The organism is Catenovulum sp. 2E275, from assembly GCF_025515275.1.
Taxonomy (GTDB): domain Bacteria; phylum Pseudomonadota; class Gammaproteobacteria; order Enterobacterales; family Alteromonadaceae; genus Catenovulum.
In genome coordinates this window covers 23,395-43,376 of sequence record NZ_JAOPFU010000038.1, presented here as the reverse complement: position 1 = coordinate 43,376, position 19,982 = coordinate 23,395, and the positions used below count along the sequence as shown (strand labels likewise).

The window sequence follows — 19,982 nt, the reverse complement described above, 5'->3', positions numbered from 1 at the left end:
ATAGCTAGTCTCGGCTTTAGTTCCGACGTCGCTCTACCTCCCCCATCCATGGGGTCGTATTGCAAGTGAATTTAACGCAGTACCCGCGAAAAAAGACCGTTTGAAACATATTCATTAAACCGAATTGAGGTTAGTTAAGTTATCTCCCAAACGGGTTTGTTTGGGAGATAAAAACAAAGTGATGAAAACCAGAGTTATAAAAATAAAAAAGCTAAAAAGAAAAATTAAGCTTTTAAAATAAATAATAATGCATCTAAGCCATGATGATTAATCGCAACATCAGCTTTATCCTGCACTATCGGTTTAGCTTCAAATGCAACCCCTAAATCAGCGGCTGACATCATCACTAAATCGTTAGCACCATCGCCCATTGCAACTGTTTGCGACTGAGGAATATTAAAACTTGCCGCTAATTCATTTAACGTGCGTGCTTTAACTTGGGCATCAACAATTTCACCCGTTATTTCGCCCGTTAATTTTCCATTTTCAATGGTCAACACATTAGCTACTGCGGCATCTAAACCCAGTTGCGCTTTTAACTTATCAGCAAAAAAAGTAAAACCACCTGAGGCAATAGCCACTTTCCAGTGATGTTGTTTCAACACTTTAATTAAGCGCTCTAAACCATGCATTAAAGGTAAATTATCGGCAACCGACTGCAATACACTTTCGTTGCAATCTTTTAACGTAGCAACTCGTCCACGTAAACTTTCAGCAAAATCTAGCTTACCCAGCATTGCCAGTTCAGTCACTTTTGCAACTTCTTCACCCACTCCGGCCAATTTTGCAATTTCATCAATACACTCGATTTTAATCGTGGTTGAATCCATATCCATTAACAATAAACCCGGCTCAGATAAACTTGGACGCTGGTTTACTTGCCAAATTTCTAACCCTTGCTCTAAAGCCCATTGTTTTAGCTCGGCAAAAACATTTTCGGTTAAGCTCTGGTTTAAACACCAACTCACTGCACAATCATTTTGACCGTCAATTGCCGCAATTAAATAACAAGTCTGCATTTGAATGGCTTGTTGCTGGCAAAAGCGACTAACATGGTCAAACTGAGCTTGAGTTAAATTTTGTGCATAAATAATTAATTCTGGACCAGTTGCCGTAAATTGCGACGTTAAGCGATAACGTGTGGCATCTGCTGGATCAAGTTCAATGGTTAATGTATCTTGCTTTTTATTTTGTTCACAAAGCAAAGGAAGATAGTGTGTAGCAAACAAAGCATCTGAGTTTATGGTTTGCTCAGTTAATTCTGAAAATGGATTCACAAAAAGCTCTTATCTAAAAAATTTTGAATATTGTACTGAAAAAATCGGATATTTAAATAAACAAGATAAGATAATCTAGCGGATTGCGCGATTCTTTTTGCGTTATTTGTTGTCATTCGATATATTTGGCACTGGCTGTCTTCTCTACCTTTATTTTTTTATGAACTTAATCAATAACATATACAAAAGTGATAAACGCTGGATTATCCGAAAAATAGTTCAGGCAGGCCTTGCCAGCGCTATTATTTTTGTCATTTTAGGTTTATGGCTTGATCAAAACCGCTATTTTGACGTTAAGTTCCGAGAGTATAATTATCAAACGGCAAGAGAACTAAGTGATATGCTGGCACAGCGTTTTTTATATATGAAAGGCTTTGAAAATGCCGCTGAAACGCTGGATTATATTGTGATTTCCAAGCGTATTATTGATGCCAGTTTGTATGATGAAAAAGGTAAAATCATTGCGCGTTCAACCAATAGCTTATCTGTGGCAGATGCAACCGGATTAAACCCTTATGGCTCTGTCTCAATTATTCCAACCGTAACTGAGTTATATGACGATAACCATACTCTGTTAGGTTATTTACGGGTCAGCTATGATAAAAACCGCTTTAATGAACCCCAACAACAAATGCTTGAAAAACAAAGTTCTACTGGCCGATTAATGTTGTTTTTAGCTGGCTTAGCTGGGCTGCTATTCAGCCGGGCATTTTACCGTCAGGTAAGTAATATTATTCAGTCTGATCCTGCGGATTAATCGCAACGACATAACATATCTGATCATTGATCTGCCAACGAATATCAAAGTTATATAATTTCACGCCATAAATACGATCTATTTGCGGATCTTTTTTATGGTATGCCGGTCTTGGATCTTGCAATAATACCTGCTCAACAACTTGGGCAAACTCTGGAATAGATTGACTAATTTGCTGAATTTGGCTGGTTAAGTTGGTAGAAAATTCGACTTTATTTAATAAATCCGGCGCTTGCGGTGAAAACAAACTACTTGCATCGGCCAGACTGTCCGCATAAGGCACATAAGGCTTAATATCGACTATCGGCGTTTTATCCACCAAATCTAACCCTGCAATGGTTAAACTGACTTCCTGCTGTTGATTAATATCAACCGAAATTAACTCAACACAAGATAAACCAATTGGATTTGGCCGAAACGGTGAACGGGTTGCAAATACCCCGACTTTTTTGTTGCCGCCTAATCTGGGCGGTCTCACACTAGGCTTCCAGCCCTGCTCTGCGGTTTTATCAAAAATAAATTGTAGCCAGATATGACTAAATTGCTCTAATCCAGCAAAACATGGAGCTTGATTAAAAGGCGCAAAAAAATGAATTTTGCCTCTAACGGCTGAGGCCAAGTTTGGCTGGCGTGGTACAGAGAACTTTTCTTTGAAAGGTGATTCAACCTGACCAATGATTTCAATTGGCCAGGCTGGTGAAGTCTGCTTCATTATAAATGATTAAGACTCATCTTGAGTTTGCGGCAGAGAAATTGCAAATAAATCACCTTCTCTGGTTTGAACATATAATAGTCCGTTTTCAACAACGGGCTGAGCGACCAAAGACTCGTTATCTAATTGGCGCATATAAACTAACTCACCATCGGTTTTATTAAAGAAATATAAATAACCTTCAAAATCACCGACCACATAATAATCACCAAATACAGCACCGGCTGTTACCTGACGATTACGCAGTTTCAAGTTAGACCAGTTTTCAACCCCAGTACGAGCGTCAACCGAATATAATACACTGTGATCGTCACTGAGTAATAATTGGCTGCCGTCAAGCGTCATATTTTCGTAACCGCGGTACTCACGCTTCCAAACAACACGCGCACTTCGCATATCAATTGAACTTAACGCACCGCCCGCTGATAACGCATATAAGTTGTAACCAGAGATAATTGGCGTTGCATCAATATCAACAATACGGGCAAGCTCAGTTGAACCTTGAGGTTTGGCAATGGCAACATCCCAAGCAAGCTGGCCATTAGCCGCCGCATAAGTTAATAACTTACCGTTAGCACCACCCACAAATACACCGCCCTGCGCATAAGCCGGAGACGATACACCTCGAATAGTCAAAGTAGGCACTTCAGAAATGGAATCCCAAAGCTGCTTTCCATCATCTGCATCTAACGCAACTGTATTACCAGCGCCTAAATTGACAATCACTTTACCTTCTTCTGCTATCGGGGCTGATAAAATTTCCCCTAATACAGAAGCCTGCCAAAGTTGCTCACCGGTATTAATATCCAGCGCATAGATTTGGCCGTTTTCACAACCAACAAACAGTTTTTCGTAAGATGCGACCATGCCAGAAACTCTTACATCCGCAGACATATTAATGCCAAACCAGCGTAAGTAGCTTTCTTCTTTTGCTCGAATATCTTTTTCCCAAACCTGTTTACCAGATGTTTGTTCATAAGCGGTAATTAAACCGGAGCGGTCTGCGGCAAATACTTTGTCGTAACCAACCGCAGGTTTCAAGCGAGAATAAAATGCTTGTATGCCTTCGCCTACCGATTTTCGCCATTCAACTTTGGTTGAAAATTGATTCTGAATTTCCGGTTTTTCAGCCGGTAGTGAATCTGGATCTTCGTCGTTTGATGCACAACCAACTAATCCTGATATAACTAAAATAGCAACAGCCGTTTTTCTCGCTTGTTTAAACTTCATTACAACGCAACCGTTCCGTTATCTTGAGCTAAATTATCTAATTTCATTTTAAGGCCAGGGTTACCCATTAAGCCATCATTGTCAGCAGCGGTTTGATACTCACCACGAGCTTTATCAGCATCACCTTGGCTTAATAAAATATCGCCACGTAATTCAGCAAACTGTGCTGTAAATGCTTCGCTGTTAGGTGCGTTAACCAAATCTAACGCAGCATCGGCATTGCCTTGAGCAAATTCAATTCGGGCTAAACGATAAGTGGCTAAATCCTGAACTGATTTATCCTGAGTATTGTCTTTTGCCCATTTAAGTTGCTCTGCGGCTTTATCTAATTGATTAGCTTCAACATAAGTTTTAGCCAGTTGTAAAGCGGCTAAAGTTGCTAGACCTGAACCTTTTTCTGCTTCAATAAATGACTGAACTTTTGCTGTGTTATCAACTGATACATTTTCAGTTGCTTGCTGGTAAGCTAATGATTGTGCTTCTTGCGTTGCTTTTTCATTATCTTGATACCAGTTCCAGCCATAGATACTTGCTAAACCAACAACAACACCACCGATAATAGCGCCGCCGTATTTGCTCCAAATTGACTTAATAGCTTCAACCTGTTGTTCTTCAGTTGAATAAATTTCCATGACTGTCCCCTTATAGCTCTTTTGCAATTGCCTGTGCTGCATCGCTCAGGCTTATTGTTATTTGTTCTTGTTGTTTACGTAAATGTTTAACACTTACACTTTGGTTAGCAATTTCATCTTCGGCAAAAACCAGCGCGATTTCTGCACCGCTTTTATCTGCTTTTTTAAATTGCTTTTTAAAATTCCCGCCGCCACAGTTCAGTTGAATCCGAACATCCGGTAGCTGATCTCTTAACGTTTCAATAATGGCTGGTGCTTTAATTTCTGCCTGCTCACCTAACATCACGACATAAACATCAACTGCACGGCGAACATCTTCATTTAATTTTAAAGTTTCAAGCATTAAAACTAAACGCTCAAGTCCCATTGCAAAACCAACGGCTGGAGTTGCTTTACCACCAAGTTGCTCAACTAAACCATCGTAACGACCGCCAGCACAAACTGTACCCTGAGCACCTAAACTTTCAGTAATCCATTCAAAAACTGTGTAATTATAATAATCTAAACCACGTACCAGCCTTTCGTTAACCTGGTATTGGATACCTAAAGCGTCTAAACGTTCACACAAACCTGAAAAATGTTTTTTCGATTCTTCGCCAAAATAATCAGATAATCTTGGAGCATCTTTTAAAATCACCTGAATATCAGAATTTTTGGTATCTAATACTCTTAATGGATTAGTTAACATTCTGCGGCGACAGTCATCATCTAATGCTGATTCATGCTGCTTTAAAAACTCAACTAAAGCATCACGGTAAGTTGCTCTTTCTTCATTTGAACCTAACGAGTTAATTTCTAAACGAACCTGCTCTTTAATACCTAGCTCTTTCCACATTCTAGCCGTTAGAGCGATAATTTCCGCATCTATATCCGGTCCATTCATGCCAAATGTTTCCACCCCAAATTGATGGAATTGACGATAACGTCCTTTTTGTGGACGCTCGTGACGGAACATAGGTCCCATATACCATAATCGCTGAATCTGGTTATACAACAAACCATGTTCATTACCGGCACGTACACAACTGGCGGTTCCTTCTGGTCGTAAGGTTAAGCTATCCCCGTTACGATCATCAAAGGTATACATTTCTTTTTCTACGATATCTGTTACTTCACCAATTGAGCGTTTAAATAGCTCTGTCATTTCGACAATTGGCATTCTGATTTCGCTATAACCATAGCGATTCACTACATCTCTTAATACAGATTCTACTTTTTGCCAGACTGGCGTTTGGCTCGGCAAACAGTCGTTCATGCCTCGAATTGCCTGAATATTTTTTGACACGCTTTTTCTCGCTTACACTCAGTTACACACTCAGCGATTAATTAACAATATATTACAAAAGGCTGAATTATAGAGAACTTCACCTAAAAGGCAAAGCGCCCTATTTTAGTTGCTTAATATCTAGTCAACTTACATCCAATTTAATGCAATTGAACTGTTTTAATCTACTTGCTGAACATCAATTTTGTTTTTTTCATCTACCCGAGCCGCTTTTGCTCTGATGTGTTTCTCTAACGTATCCACAATATCGTCATTATCTATACGTTCTTTCTGGCGTTCACCGTCTACATAAAACCCACTTTGTTTAGCTGCGCCGGCTAAACCAATGTCTGACGCTAATGCTTCACCCGGGCCGTTTACCACACAACCAATAATGGAAACATCCATTGCGGTGGTAATATCATCAAGCCTTTGTTCTAACGCATTAACCGTTTTAATCACATCAAACTCTTGTCTTGAACAGCTTGGACATGCAATAAAATTAATTCCTCGGCTACGGATTCTCAGTGATTTTAAAATATCAAAACCGACTTTAACTTCTTCAACCGGATCGGCCGCCAGTGAAATTCGTAACGTATCACCTATGCCTTCATTTAATAAAATGCCTAAACCAATTGCGGATTTAACTGCGCCGGTTCGTGCACCGCCAGCTTCGGTAATACCTAAATGCAGCGGGTTATCAATTTGCTGAGACAATAAACGATACGCATCAACAGCTAAAAATACATCCGATGCTTTAACACTCACTTTAAATTGATCAAAGTTAAGCCTGTCCAAAATATCGACGTGACGCATCGCTGACTCTAACAATGCCTGCGCAGTCGGTTCGCCGTATTTTTCTTGTAAATCTTTTTCAAGTGAACCGCCATTGACCCCAATTCTAATTGGAATATTGTTATCACGGGCACAATCAACAACAGCACGAATTCTATCTTCACGACCAATATTACCCGGATTAATACGTAAGCAGTCGACTCCATATTCAGCCACTTTTAAGGCAATGCGGTAATCAAAGTGAATATCGGCAACAATCGGAATATTAGTTTGCTGTTTGATAAGCTTAAATGCTTCTGCCGCTTCCATTGTTGGTACAGATACCCTAACAATATCTGCGCCAGCTTGCTCAACTCGATTAATTTGAGCGACCGTTGCTTCCACATCCGTTGTTAATGTATTGGTCATAGTTTGTACGGCAATTGGTGCATCGCCACCTACCGCAACAGAGCCAACCCAGATTTTTTTAGTTTGTTTGCGTTTAATTGGTGTTTCTTTAAACATAATTATTCATTCTCTAACGGTAATGAAAAACGAGCTACCATGCCTTTTTTAAACTGTTGCATATCAATAGCTTGATCATTATAACTAACTTGTACATTTTCCGGTGCACCTAATGTAATTTCAAACGGTGCTTGTCCGCTTACTTGCATTAAACGGCCGGCTTTTTTAACCCCATAAGCAATTCTTTCACCTGTGGCATCTAAAATATTAATCCAACAATCCGCTTCAAATTGCATACTAACAACATGCTCACCGGTGACCACTTGATTTGATTCAGGCTCAGCATTTACCGCTGTTAGCTCTGCGTCTGCATCACTGGTATTTGGTTCTGCTAAAAAGGTTTGTTCAGAACTGGATATAACGTCTTCAGTGGCCTCGATGTTGGCAGGTTCTATATTTTCTGGTTCAGCCACTTCTGAATCTGTTAGTACATTTTCTGTTAGCTCTGCTTCATATTCAGCCGCAGTCAATTCAGTTTCATTGGTTAAATTTTGCTGAACTTGTTGGGTTAACTCCGCTTGGGTTGGAAAATTATCGGTTTCAGCAACCTCTAACTCAACATTATCTAACTCGATACTTAATGGCGAGTTTGCACTCATTTCATCAGCTGACTTAAAAGACCATAGTGAATCTTTACCGCTGAACCATAAAAAGCCACCAACAATAATGATAAGTAACAAAATAATAAATGGCATGACTAACGAGCGGTCATCTGATTTTTTTAGCTTATTTTTTTTAGAAAAGCTTTTCATATCAATTTTAGGTGCGACCTGACTAATACCTAACGCCTGATATGCTTCAATCACTTTATTTTCATCCACCGCGACTAACTTCGCGTAAGAGCGTAAATACCCTTTAGTAAAAGTAGCAGCAGGCATTTGCTTAAATTCATCCTGCTCTATTGCTTTAACTATCACTAATTTTAAATTTAGGCTGTCTGCAACATCTTGTTGCGATAACTGATTTTGCTCACGCGCCTGCGTTAAAATTGCGCCGGGAGTCGGCAATGAATGGGTCGTATTTTCAGAATTAGTTTCGTTTTCTTGTTCAACTTGAGTCATCATTTTTTAATCGATTCTAAATATAATTGTACTTCTGAGCTTTCCGGAAACTCACCGATTAGCATTTGTGCATAATGTTGCGCTTGTGCACTTTGTCCGCTTGCCTGAGCTAGCTGATAAGACAGCCATAAAATACTCGCATTATGTCCTTGAACCAGTTTATCTAATCTTTGCAGAAATCTTTTAGCGTCTGCTAAATTATGTTCATCTATTGCTATTTGCGTTAAATAAGCCACCGATTTAACCAGCTTAGGGTCATACCCTAATGCTCTGGCAAAATACGGTTTAGCCTGTGTCTGATAATCCTCAATGCCTGTGTTATATAAACATAAGCCTAAGTTTTCGTAAGTTTGTGCAACTCTAAGATAGCTATCAATTTCAATCGCGGCTAAAAAAAGCTGTTTTGCTTTTTCAACTTCGCCTTGCTGGCATAAAAATACACCATAATTATTATAAGCATCACCATTTTTATCATCTAAGTCGATGACTTTTTCATAATAAGCTCTGGCTTTATCAAAATCATTAACAGTTTGATAATAATAAGCCATCGAGTAGTTTGCCTCGGCTAAATCTGGTGCAAACTCTAATGCTTTTTCTAAATTAAACTTAGCTTGTTGAGTATTACCTTTTTGCAGATAAGTTAACCCCAGTGCAATTCTGTTTTTAGCCGCATTGACCGGGTCTAATTCTTTTTCAACAACGGGTTTATCTGTACCCACATAAGTTTTATGCTGAACACAGCCACTAACCGTAATAGACAATAACAAACAAGCCGCTACAGTCAGTAGCGGCTTGTGATGAATCATACTATTTAGCTCAGGCCATTTTAATATCAATGCTTTCGCCTTTTTGTTGTTTTTTCAACATACGTTTAGTGCGGTCTACCACCTCGCCGACCAGTTGTCCGCAAGCTGCATCAATATCATCCCCGCGAGTTTTTCGTACCACTGTGGTTAAGCCATAACCGGCCAATACTTTTGCAAACCGGTCAATTCTTGAGTTGCTTGAACGGCCATAGTCACTTCCCGGAAACGGGTTAAAAGGAATTAAATTCACTTTTGATGGTGTGCCTTTTAATACTTTAGCAAGTTCATGCGCCTGATCGGTACTGTCATTAATATGATCCAGCATAATATACTCAACCGTGACTTTTTCGTTGGCTTTAGAGCCTTCAATATAACGGCGAGATGCAGCTAAAAATGCTTCAATATTGTACTTTTTATTAATCGGTACAATTTCATCGCGTAAAGTATCATTTGGCGCATGAAGTGAGATGGCTAATGCAACATCAATTTTTTCTTTTAACTTATCTAGTGCCGGTACAACCCCGGATGTACTAACTGTCACCCGACGTTTAGATAAACCAAAAGCTAAATCATCCATCATTAGCTCTAATGCAGGCACTAAATTCGTCAAATTTAACAAAGGCTCGCCCATACCCATCATGACCACGTTGGTGATCGGGCGTTTATTCGTTACTTTTACCGGACCAATATCTTTAGCAACCCGCCAAACCTGACCGATAATTTCGGCAACCGATAAATTACGGTTAAAGCCCTGCTGCGCAGTTGAACAGAATGTACATTCAAGTGCACAACCAACCTGACTCGATACACATAAAGTAGCGCGATCACCCTCTGGTATCCAAACAGACTCAACTTCCTGTCCACCTTTTAGTTTCATCGCATATTTAATTGTGCCGTCTTTTGACGCTTGTCTAACCGAAATTTCCGGCCCTTCAACCACACACTCTTCAGCTAAACGCGCGCGCAAAGCTTTGCTGAAGTTATTCATTTGCGAAAAATCATCCATACCATAATGATAAATCCATTTCATAGCTTGATCGGCACGAAAGCTTTTTTCGCCGATTGAAGCAAAATATTCCCGCATTGCATTGCGGTCTAGATCTAACAGGTTAATTTTGGCTGAATTGGATGACATTTAAACTACTTACCTAAGATGAACGAACAGCCCGCAATTTTACGGCATTCACCGCACATTGCAAATAATAGCAACGACTTAAAAGCAATTTGATTAGTAAATCAACGTAAAACTGTTGGCTTTAGTGAACAAATATTTATTAATCAGAGTTTAATAGCTATTCACTTCTTGTTCTGCAAAAAAATAAGCGATTTCTCGGGCTGCACTCTGTGGGCTATCTGACCCATGAACCGCATTAATTGTCACATTTTCACCATGATCGGCGCGAATAGTACCGGTTGCTGCTTTTTCAGGATCGGTTGTGCCCATAATTTCACGATAAGCTTCAATGGCGTTATCGCGCTCTAAAACCAGTACAACAACTGGTGCAGATAACATAAAACTCATTAAACGAGGGAAAAACTCACGTTCTTTGTGCTCAGCATAAAAACCTTCAGCTTGCTCTTCGGTTAATTTAACCATTTTACAAGCAACAATCGTAAAACCGGCTGACTCTAAACGTTCAATGATAGTACCAATTTTATGGGCGCTGACAGCATTAGGTTTGATAATAGATAAAGTGCGTTCAATTGCCATTATTTTAATTCCTAAATTAAAATGCTAGTGATGTATTTAATCTGGTTCAATCTTATCAATAAATTCATGGTTTTAGTCAAGTTCAATTATCAATAAATTGACCTATTTTTAAAACGCGCAAAAAAAGCCAGCTAATTTAGCTGGCTTTAAGTTTGTTGATTTAGTGATTTTCACTCACCATGTTAATGGTATATTTTGGTATTTCTACCACTAAATCTTCGTCTTTTACAAACGCCTGACAGCTTAAACGTGACTCGGCTTCCAGTCCCCAGGCTTTGTCTAGCATATCGTCTTCCAGCTCATCACTTTCTGCAAGCGAATCAAAACCTTCTCTGACAATCACATGACAAGTTGTACAGGCACATGATTTTTCACATGCGTGTTCAATATCAATTCCGTTTTTAAGCGCTACGTCTAATACGCTTTCACCGTTTTCAGCCTCTGTTACTGCTCCGTCTGGACATAACTCAGGATGTGGTAAAAATATAATTTGTGGCATATTAAATCTCGTCTACCTGTTGGCCTTTTAAGGCAAGTTTAATTGATTGATCCATTCTCAAGGCTGCAAAATCCTGACTTAACTGATCAATTTTTTCAATTTGTTTTTTTATCGCCTCTGCATCATTTTGCAAAGTGAGCTGATGTAAAACCTCAAGTTCGTTTGATAAGGTTTGACGCGATTTCTCATCCAGTAAATGACCGTCTGCTTTAAGCGCGTTACCAAGTGACTCTATCATGCGAGCGGCTTCAACAGTTTGCTCAGCAAATCGTCTTGCCTCAACATCTTCTTGAGCATTATCGATTGATGATTTCAACATAGAAAGAATTTCTTCTTCTTCCAGTCCATAGCTTGGTTTTACCTGAATACTTGCTTGAACACCTGTTGATTTTTCCATCGCGGTCACAGATAACAAACCATCAGCATCTACCTGAAAAGTCACTCTGATATGCGCAGCACCTGCTGCCATTGGTGGAATATCACGCAGCTCAAAACGAGCCAGTGAACGGCAATCTTTAACCAATTCACGTTCACCTTGCACTACATGAATTGCCATAGCAGTTTGCCCGTCTTTAAACGTGGTAAACTCTTGCGCTTTAGCAACAGGAATCGTCGTATTACGACTAATAATTTTTTCAGTTAACCCGCCCATTGTCTCAATCCCTAAAGATAACGGGGTCACATCCAGTAATACCATATCCGAATCTGGTTTATTGCCAACCAAGATATCCGCTTGAATACTGGCGCCAACTGCAACAACTTCATCCGGGTTAATTGAGCTAAGCGGCTGCTGGCCAAAAAATTCTGCCACTTTTTCGCGAACTAACGGCACTCTAGTAGAGCCGCCAACTAACACGACATCTTTAATCTCACCGGCTTTAAGTTGTGCATCTTTTAATGCTCGGCGACAAGCAATAATGGTTTTTTGCACTAATGGCAGCGCCATTTGGTTAAACTCAGCTAAAGATAAAGTTAATTCAATTTGAGTTTGATTATCCAACTTAAACTGAATTTGAGTTGAATCGGCATCAGATAACGCTTCTTTCGCTTTTTTAGCCTGCTCTTTTAACACTCGGCGTTCGCGCGAAGATAATACTTGATTTAACTCAGCTTGAACTTTAATCCAGTTAACAATTGCCTGATCAAAATCATCACCACCTAAGGCAGAATCACCACCGGTTGATAAGACTTCAAATACGCCTTTTTCCAGCTTTAAAATTGAAATATCAAAGGTACCGCCACCTAAATCATAAACAGCAATTTCGCCTTCTTGTTTAGAGTCTAAACCATAGGCAATCGCCGCGGCTGTTGGTTCGTTTAATAGGCGTAAAACTTTTAACCCAGCAATTCGGGCTGCATCTTTTGTACCTTGGCGCTGCGCATCATCAAAATAAGCAGGTACCGTAATCACAACCCCTTGTAGTTCATCACCTAAGCTGTGCTCTGCTCTTTGTTTTAACGCAGATAAAATATCGGCTGAAACTTCAATGGGGGATTTATTGCCTTGACGGGTTTTAATTCGGCTTAAATTAGCAGAGTCACCTTCAAATTGATAAGGTAATTCAGGATATGTGGTTAATACATCATCCAAAGAACGTCCCATAAAACGCTTAACCGATATTATGGTATTTTCTGGATCGGCTTCGGCCTGCTCAAGTGCATTGTAACCAACCACAATATTATCTTGCTGATATTGCACGACAGACGGCAACATTTTAATACCATTTTGATCAGCTAAAGGTAACGCCTCGCCACTGCGTACAGTAGCGACTAATGAGTTGGTTGTTCCTAAATCAATCCCGACAGCCAGTTTACGTTGATGAGGTGCTGCGGTTTGACCGGGTTCTGAAATTTGTAATAAAGCCATAGATTAATTTGCTTAGTTGGTTTTAGTCTGCGATTTGGTCTTCTAAACGCTCTAGTTCGCTATTTAATTTAATCATAAATTTAAGTTTACGAACTGAATTAGCTGCTGCATCAAAATCTTTATTTTGTAATTGTGCACTAATTGCTTGCTGCAATGCACTTTGTTCCTGCTCAAGCGTTTGTTCAAATTCCATAATCGCATTGAGTGGATCAGACATTTGCTGAATATCTTCTAAATGTTCACGATATTCCATTTGCTGCATTAAAAATACAGGATCTTGCAAGGTTTTAGTTTCGTGCGAAAGTTCAATTCCGGCCATGGCTAATAAATATTCAGCGCGGGCAACCGGTGATTTTAAAGTGCTAAAAGCATCATTGATTTGAGCAGATTTTTTAACTGCTAATAAGCGTTCAGATTCACTGCCACTGGCATACTGATCAGGATGAAAAGCTCGTTGTAATTGGCGGTAACGATCCGCCAATTGTTTCACATCGAGGTCATAACCCACTTCAAAGTTAAATAACTCGAAATAATTCATTGATTACCTATCGATGGAAGAAGCGTTGAAGAATATTTTTAAACGTGAAAGCTCTCACCGCAGCCACATTCATCTTTTACATTCGGGTTATTAAATTTAAACCCTTCGTTCAACCCTTCTTTAGCAAAATCAAGCTCAGTGCCGTCCAGATATAATAAAGATTTAGCGTCAACAATGACTTTAACGTCTTTGTCTTCAAAAACCTGATCATCGGCATTAAGCTCGTCCACAAATTCAATAATATAAGCCATACCCGAGCAGCCAGAGGTTTTTACCCCTAAGCGTAAACCAATGCCTTTTCCTCGGTTTAACAAAAAATGTCTAACTCGGTCAGCTGCGGTTTCGGTCAATGTAACTGCCATTGGGTATTAACTCCTAAATTTATCTCTGGGTAACTGTATAAATCTTAACTGCGCTTCGATTTATAATCGTTAATTGCGGCTTTAATTGCATCTTCAGCCAAAATTGAACAGTGAATTTTTACCGGAGGTAAAGCTAGTTCCTGCGCAATATCAGTATTTTTGATGCTTGATGCTTCTTCAATCGATTTACCTTTAACCCATTCAGTTACTAATGAGCTTGAAGCAATCGCAGAGCCACAACCATAAGTTTTAAACTTAGCGTCTTCGATGATGCCGTCATCTGAAATTTTTAATTGTAATTTCATCACGTCACCACAAGCTGGCGCACCTACCATACCAGTTGCAACATTTGCATCTGATTTATCGAAACTACCTACATTACGAGGATTCTCATAATGGTCGATTACTTTTTCACTATATGCCATGATTCAATTCCTCTTTAACTTAGTGGTGAACCCACTCAACTTTGCTCAGGTCAACACCATCTTTAAACATATCCCACAATGGAGACATTTCACGAAGTTTTGCGATTGCATCCTGAATCACACTAACAACATAATCAACTTCTTCTTCGGTGGTGAATCGACCCATGCTAAAACGAATTGAGCTATGTGCTAATTCGTCATTTAAACCCAAAGCACGTAATACATAAGAAGGCTCTAAACTTGCAGATGTACACGCTGAACCAGATGAAACCGCCATGTCTTTTAAAGCCATGATTAACGATTCACCTTCTACATAGTTAAAACTGATGTTTAAGTTACCTGCTACTCGGTGTTCAAGTGAGCCGTTAACATAAACTTCTTCAATACCTTTAACGCCGTCTAATAATTTATTTCTTAAATGTAATAAACGTGCATTTTCTTCAACCATTTCTTCTTTAGCGATATGAAACGCCTCACCCATACCAACAATTTGGTGAGTCGCTAAAGTACCAGAACGGAAACCACGTTCATGACCGCCACCATGCATTTGAGCTTCTAGGCGGATTCTTGGTTTACGTCTTACATATAAAGCGCCAATACCTTTAGGGCCATATACTTTATGTGCAGAAAAAGACATTAAATCGACTTTTAACTGAGTTAAATCAATCTCAACTTTACCGGCACTTTGTGCTGCATCAACATGAAAAACGGTCTTATTTGCTCGGCATAATTCGCCAATTGTTTCAATGTCCTGAATCACACCAATTTCATTGTTAACATGCATAACACTCACTAAAACAGTGTCTTCTCTAAGTGCAGCTTTAAATTTTTCTAAATCGATTAAACCATCTTGCTGAACTTCAAGGTAAGTGACTTCATAACCTTGACGCTCTAACTCACGGCAAGTATCTAAAACAGCTTTATGTTCAGTTTTTACAGTAATAATATGCTTACCTTTTTTACCATAAAACTTAGCTGCGCCTTTAATCGCTAAATTGTTTGATTCTGTTGCACCAGAGGTAAAAATAATTTCACGTGGATCTGCATTAACCAGCTCAGCGATTTGGCCACGTGCAATATCAACCAACTCTTCTGCCTGCCAGCCAAAACGGTGAGAACGAGATGCAGGATTACCAAATACACCATCAGGGCATAAACACTGCATCATTTTTTCAGCCACCCGAGGATCCACAGGGGTTGTTGCTGAATAATCTAAGTAAATTGGTAACTTCATTTATCTCTCCGCATACATTTAATATGGCTTAATTTGCACTTTGCAAATTACAAACTAACTAATTTCGTCTAACGATATTTGCCCTAAAGCAAAAGCTGAATGAGTTCTTTGTTTTTTATTTTGTCTTTCAGCTACTACCCTAACTTCCTGTTTATCGACCAAGGATTTTAGGGTGATATCATTTAAAAAGGAGGCTATTCTATCACTTAACTCGTCCCACAGACTATGAGTTAAACATTGAGCTCCGCCCTGACAACCCGCTTTGCCATTACAACGAGTTGCGTCTACTGATTCATCTACTGCATTAATAATTTGACCGATAGAGATATCATTCATTTCTCGTCCAAGTAAATAACCACCGCCCGGTCCACGAACACTGGTTACAACACCTTGTTTTCTTAAACGAGCGAATAATTGTTCGAGATAACTCAAAGAGATATCTTGACGTTCAGAAATGTCAGCTAATGGCACTGGGCCTTGTTTAGCATGCAGAGCAACATCTAGCATGGCTGTAACGGCGTAGCGCCCTTTTGATGTTAATCTCATAACTCATTATTCTCCGTGGTCTATGCGTGCATTATCTATTACCTGAGTAAAATAGTCAAGTAAATACCCGACTAAATTACTCAGGATTGCACCATGCCACAGCTAATGAGCAGGGGTCTTATTGGAAGGTAGAGAAAAATACGCCAAATGCAGGAATTGTCAACTCTCCTTGCTCAATTTTTGCATTATTATGGCTATTTAATTTGATCTGAGTTAAATCCTTTAATGCGTCTGACTGAATATTAAGCACTTTATCTGTAAAGTTAAATGCCGCTAAAATATTCTGCCCTGATGCAGGATCAACCCGTTTAATCACCAAACAATTAGGATCTAAATCTAAAAACTCTAAACTACCGTTTATTAATGCTGGCTGCTGTTTACGCCATTTCATAAATGCACGGTAAGCATTTAAAACTGAGTTTTCATCTTTTTCCTGTAAGTTAACCGATTTAGTCACATGCGCTTCATCAACCGGTAACCAAGGTGTGCCATCACTAAAGCCTGCATTTTTTGCCTGATCGTCCCAAGGAATAGGTGTACGGCAGCCGTCACGGCCTTTAAATGTTGGCCAGAACTCAATTCCATACGGGTCTTGTAATTTATCATAAGGAACTAAAGCTTCGGTTAAACCTAATTCCTCACCTTGATAAACACACAAGCTGCCTCTGAGCGAGCCTAACATTGCAGTCACCATTTTTGGAAAATCTGGATTTTGCGTATTTTCACCCCAGCGAGTCACAACACGGGCAACATCATGGTTACCCACCGCCCAACAAGGCCAGCCATCCGTTAATGCTGATTCTAAAGTGGATACCGTATTTTTAACATAATCCGTACTGTAATCATCGGTTAATAGCTCAAAGCTGTATGTCATGTGTAGGCGGTTATCACCTTTACTATATTCAGCCATTGTTTTAAGCGAATCTTCCGATGAAATCTCACCCAATGAAACTGTGCCCGGATATCTATCTAATAAAGCTCTGATTTGCTCAATAAACCCAATATTTTCAGGACGCTCGTTATTAAAATAATGATACTGGTAAGCATAAGGATTATCTTCGCTAAATCCACGCCCTGCTCTTAATTCTTCCGGTTTAGCTGGGTTGTCTCTTAATTCCTGATCATGGAAACAGAAAGTAATCGCATCTAAGCGCAGCCCATCTACCCCACGTTTTAGCCAAAATTCAACATTGTCTAATACGGCTTTTTGAACATCTGAGTTATGGAAATTTAAATCTGGCTGACTTGCTAAAAAGTTATGCAGATAATATTGGCAACGTCGAGAATCCCATTGCCATGCTGGCCCACCAAAAATGGCCTGCCAATTATTAGGTGGTGTTCCGTCTGGGTTTGGATCGGCCCAAACATACCAATCCGCTTTTTGATTGGTTTTATCCTGACGACTTTCCGTAAACCAGTCATGTTGATCAGAGGTATGACTCAATACCTGATCTATCATTACTTTAATATCCAATGAATGCGCTTTTTCGATTAATTCATCAAAATCAGTCAAATCACCAAAAATTGGATCAATGTCACGGTAATCACTAATGTCATAACCAAAATCTTTCATTGGCGATTTAAAGCATGGAGATATCCAGATCGCATCCACTCCTAAACTCGCAATGTAATCGAGCTTATTAATAATGCCTTTTAAATCACCTATGCCATCATTATTACTATCGTGTAAGCTTCTTGGATATACTTGGTAAATGACAGCGCCACGCCACCAATTTAAATTTTCTGTCATAGCATCACCTCTAGGGCTAAAAAATACAGGTGAGAATCAGCCTGTTAAACTTTCATTTACATTTATCTTAACGCATCAAATAAAACTCGCACCATGCATACGTATGCAGCTAACAAATAAATTTATCTAAATAGAAGTCACCGAAAATTTATGTATTAAAACCAATTAAATAAATTGAATACGTATGTAAAAGTAACATTTTTACAACTTATTCATCTATGATTAATAGCAAAATACAAATGTTACTTTGAGCATATAATTGAGGAAACTGTATGACAATAATTAAACCCAAGCATGCTAAGTTAAGTCTATTAAACAGTGCAATTCTAAGCAGCTTATTATTATCTGGTTGTAACTCAACGCCAGCTAATCCACAAAATAAAGCTGAATCTAATTTAAGCTTTTACGGTACTAGCGAGCCTTTTGCCAGCGAAGCTGTTTATTTTGTGATGACAGACAGATTTGTGGATGCAGACCCAAGTAATAACTACGAAACTCAGGGAGGCAAATTCCCAACGTTCAACCGAGAGTTAAAAGGCGAAGACGGCAAAGTTGCCAATGTGGGTTATATTGGCGGCGATTATAAAGGGATTTATCAAAATGCTGATTATATTAAATCACTTGGTTTTAGCTCTGTTTGGTTAACTCCAATTGTTGATAACCCAGACCAAAACTTTTCTGGCGGTGAAGAAATAACCTATGGCGGCATGTTTAAAGATGGCGGTAAAACAGGTTACCACGGTTATTGGGGGGTTAACTTTTTTGAAGAAGACGAACATTTATATTCAGATAACTTTAAATTCAAGCAATATAGTGCAGCCATGCGCTCAAAAGGTTTAAAAACTGTTTTAGATATAGTCGCCAATCACGGTTCACCGGCTTATACCATGCCTGAAGATCAAGCAAAATTCGGCGAAATTTATGATCAAGACGGCAGCTTAATTGCAGATCATCAAAATCTTCACCCAACCAAATTAGATCCAAATAACTCTTTGCATCAGTTTTATCGTAACGAACCTGACTTAGCTCAGTTATCTGATACTAATTTTGAAAACCCAGCTGTGCTGGATTATTTTACCCGGGCCTATTTATATTGGATAGAGCAAGGTGCAGATGCGTTTAGAATAGATACCATTCGTCACATGCCACATGAATTCTGGAAAGCTTTTGCTGATAATATTCGTGCAAAACACCCAGACTTTTTTATGTTTGGTGAAAGCTTTGTATACGAAGCCGATTTTATTGCCGAGCATACTTTACCTGAAAACGGTAAAGTGAGTGTCTTGGATTTTCCGGGACAAAAAGCAATGACTCAGGTATTTGAAAACAAAGACAGCAGCTTTGCTGAACTTGAAAGCTACCTTTATTTACAACAAAGTCCTTATCATAACCCTTATGATTTAATGACTTTTTATGATAACCACGATATGGCACGCATGAATGCAGATACGCAAGGTTTTATCAACGCCAATAACTGGTTATTTACCAGCCGTGGTATACCTGTAGTGTATTATGGTTCAGAAATTGGTTTTATGGCCGGAACTAAAGAGCACGAAGGCAACCGTAATTATTTTGGTCAGCAAAGAATCGATTCAGCCATGAGTAACCCAATTGCTCAAGCGTTAAAAACCATAGCGCATGTGAGAGCTGAGCATGTTGCACTTCAAAAAGGTTTACAACTTAACATTGATTTTGCTAAAGATACTGCTGCGTTTTATCGTGTTTACCAAAAAGATGGCGTTAACCAAACGGCTCTAGTTTTACTTAACAAAGCAAATCAGGCCAAAACCATCGAGTTAACTAACCTGATTCAACCTGGTAGCTATACTAATGCAATTAACGGCGAAACCATCAAATTAGCAGATAAACTAAGTTATCAGTTAGATGCTAACGGTGTTGCGGTATTGATCTTAGATGGCGTAATCACTCAACCTGAGCTTATCGCCCAATTAAAAGAGTTACAGCAGGTTGTTCCCGAATAACAGTTAATAAAGTCTGAGGCCAGAAATGTC

General features: G+C 39.2%; 20 protein-coding genes. 2 read left to right on the top strand and 18 right to left on the bottom strand.

Going from position 1 to position 19,982, the window contains the following annotated elements; all coding sequences use genetic code 11:
* Positions 1–224 precede the first annotated feature (224 nt).
* Positions 225–1,277 (bottom strand): phosphoserine phosphatase SerB, encoded by a 1,053-nt coding sequence (serB, locus tag N7931_RS15295; RefSeq protein ID WP_262795218.1) that lies wholly within the window; start codon positions 1,275–1,277, stop codon positions 225–227.
* Positions 1,278–1,437: 160 nt separating this feature from the next.
* Here serB and N7931_RS15290 point away from each other — a divergent pair, with 160 nt between their 5' ends.
* Positions 1,438–2,034: a YtjB family periplasmic protein gene (locus N7931_RS15290; RefSeq protein WP_262795217.1), complete on the top strand. Its 597-nt coding sequence runs from the start codon at positions 1,438–1,440 to the stop codon at positions 2,032–2,034.
* Here the strand turns inward: N7931_RS15290 and tsaA are convergent.
* The 17 genes from tsaA to N7931_RS15205 form a co-directional block, all read right to left on the bottom strand.
* Positions 2,009–2,746 carry a tRNA (N6-threonylcarbamoyladenosine(37)-N6)-methyltransferase TrmO gene (gene tsaA, locus N7931_RS15285; protein WP_262795216.1) on the bottom strand — a complete coding sequence of 246 codons (738 nt, stop codon included), beginning with the start codon at positions 2,744–2,746 and terminating at the stop codon, positions 2,009–2,011. The two genes, N7931_RS15290 and tsaA, sit on opposite strands and share 26 nt — an antisense overlap.
* Before the next feature lie 9 nt (positions 2,747–2,755).
* The gene (bamB, locus tag N7931_RS15280) at positions 2,756–3,976 is read right to left on the bottom strand and encodes an outer membrane protein assembly factor BamB (protein ID WP_262795215.1); all 1,221 of its coding nucleotides are present in this window, start codon (positions 3,974–3,976) and stop codon (positions 2,756–2,758) included.
* Positions 3,976–4,608, bottom strand: a complete 633-nt coding sequence (locus tag N7931_RS15275) for a YfgM family protein (protein ID WP_262795214.1) — start codon at positions 4,606–4,608, stop codon at positions 3,976–3,978. Before N7931_RS15275 ends, bamB begins: the two co-directional genes overlap by 1 nt.
* 10 nt (positions 4,609–4,618) lie before the next feature.
* A complete protein-coding gene (gene hisS / locus N7931_RS15270; protein ID WP_262795213.1) occupies positions 4,619–5,893 on the bottom strand; it encodes a histidine--tRNA ligase in 1,275 nt (424 codons plus the stop codon).
* 159 nt (positions 5,894–6,052) lie between these two features.
* Positions 6,053–7,171, bottom strand: a complete 1,119-nt coding sequence (ispG, locus tag N7931_RS15265; RefSeq protein ID WP_262795212.1) for a flavodoxin-dependent (E)-4-hydroxy-3-methylbut-2-enyl-diphosphate synthase — start codon at positions 7,169–7,171, stop codon at positions 6,053–6,055.
* Between the two features lie 2 nt (positions 7,172–7,173).
* Entirely contained in the window at positions 7,174–8,235 is a 1,062-nt protein-coding gene (locus tag N7931_RS15260) for a RodZ domain-containing protein (RefSeq protein ID WP_262795211.1), read from the bottom strand.
* Positions 8,232–9,068, bottom strand: coding sequence for a type IV pilus biogenesis/stability protein PilW (gene pilW, locus N7931_RS15255; protein ID WP_262795210.1), 837 nt, complete (start codon positions 9,066–9,068; stop codon positions 8,232–8,234). Before pilW ends, N7931_RS15260 begins: the two co-directional genes overlap by 4 nt.
* Positions 9,049–10,173, bottom strand: coding sequence for a bifunctional tRNA (adenosine(37)-C2)-methyltransferase TrmG/ribosomal RNA large subunit methyltransferase RlmN (locus tag N7931_RS15250; RefSeq protein WP_262795209.1), 1,125 nt, complete (start codon positions 10,171–10,173; stop codon positions 9,049–9,051). Before N7931_RS15250 ends, pilW begins: the two co-directional genes overlap by 20 nt.
* A gap of 150 nt (positions 10,174–10,323) precedes the next feature.
* Positions 10,324–10,749, bottom strand: coding sequence for a nucleoside-diphosphate kinase (gene ndk, locus N7931_RS15245; protein ID WP_262795208.1), 426 nt, complete (start codon positions 10,747–10,749; stop codon positions 10,324–10,326).
* A gap of 160 nt (positions 10,750–10,909) precedes the next feature.
* Positions 10,910–11,248 carry an ISC system 2Fe-2S type ferredoxin gene (gene fdx, locus N7931_RS15240; RefSeq protein WP_262795207.1) on the bottom strand — a complete coding sequence of 113 codons (339 nt, stop codon included), beginning with the start codon at positions 11,246–11,248 and terminating at the stop codon, positions 10,910–10,912.
* Position 11,249: 1 nt separating this feature from the next.
* Positions 11,250–13,115, bottom strand: coding sequence for a Fe-S protein assembly chaperone HscA (gene hscA / locus N7931_RS15235; RefSeq protein ID WP_262795206.1), 1,866 nt, complete (start codon positions 13,113–13,115; stop codon positions 11,250–11,252).
* 22 nt (positions 13,116–13,137) lie between these two features.
* On the bottom strand, positions 13,138–13,653 hold the full coding sequence (gene hscB, locus N7931_RS15230) for a co-chaperone HscB (RefSeq protein ID WP_262795205.1): 516 nt from the start codon (positions 13,651–13,653) through the stop codon (positions 13,138–13,140).
* A gap of 38 nt (positions 13,654–13,691) precedes the next feature.
* Positions 13,692–14,015, bottom strand: coding sequence for an iron-sulfur cluster assembly protein IscA (iscA, locus tag N7931_RS15225; protein ID WP_262795204.1), 324 nt, complete (start codon positions 14,013–14,015; stop codon positions 13,692–13,694).
* 44 nt (positions 14,016–14,059) lie between these two features.
* Entirely contained in the window at positions 14,060–14,440 is a 381-nt protein-coding gene (gene iscU / locus N7931_RS15220; protein WP_262795203.1) for a Fe-S cluster assembly scaffold IscU, read from the bottom strand.
* Positions 14,441–14,459: 19 nt separating this feature from the next.
* On the bottom strand, positions 14,460–15,674 hold the full coding sequence (locus N7931_RS15215) for an IscS subfamily cysteine desulfurase (protein WP_262795202.1): 1,215 nt from the start codon (positions 15,672–15,674) through the stop codon (positions 14,460–14,462).
* 54 nt (positions 15,675–15,728) lie between these two features.
* Positions 15,729–16,220 (bottom strand): Fe-S cluster assembly transcriptional regulator IscR, encoded by a 492-nt coding sequence (iscR, locus tag N7931_RS15210; protein ID WP_262795201.1) that lies wholly within the window; start codon positions 16,218–16,220, stop codon positions 15,729–15,731.
* A 118-nt stretch (positions 16,221–16,338) separates the two neighbouring features.
* The gene (locus N7931_RS15205; RefSeq protein ID WP_262795200.1) at positions 16,339–17,970 is read right to left on the bottom strand and encodes an alpha-amylase family glycosyl hydrolase; all 1,632 of its coding nucleotides are present in this window, start codon (positions 17,968–17,970) and stop codon (positions 16,339–16,341) included.
* 272 nt (positions 17,971–18,242) lie between these two features.
* On the opposite strand from N7931_RS15205, the gene N7931_RS15200 reads away from it, so the two are divergent.
* Positions 18,243–19,952, top strand: coding sequence for an alpha-amylase family glycosyl hydrolase (locus N7931_RS15200; protein WP_262795199.1), 1,710 nt, complete (start codon positions 18,243–18,245; stop codon positions 19,950–19,952).
* Positions 19,953–19,982: the final 30 nt, after the last annotated feature.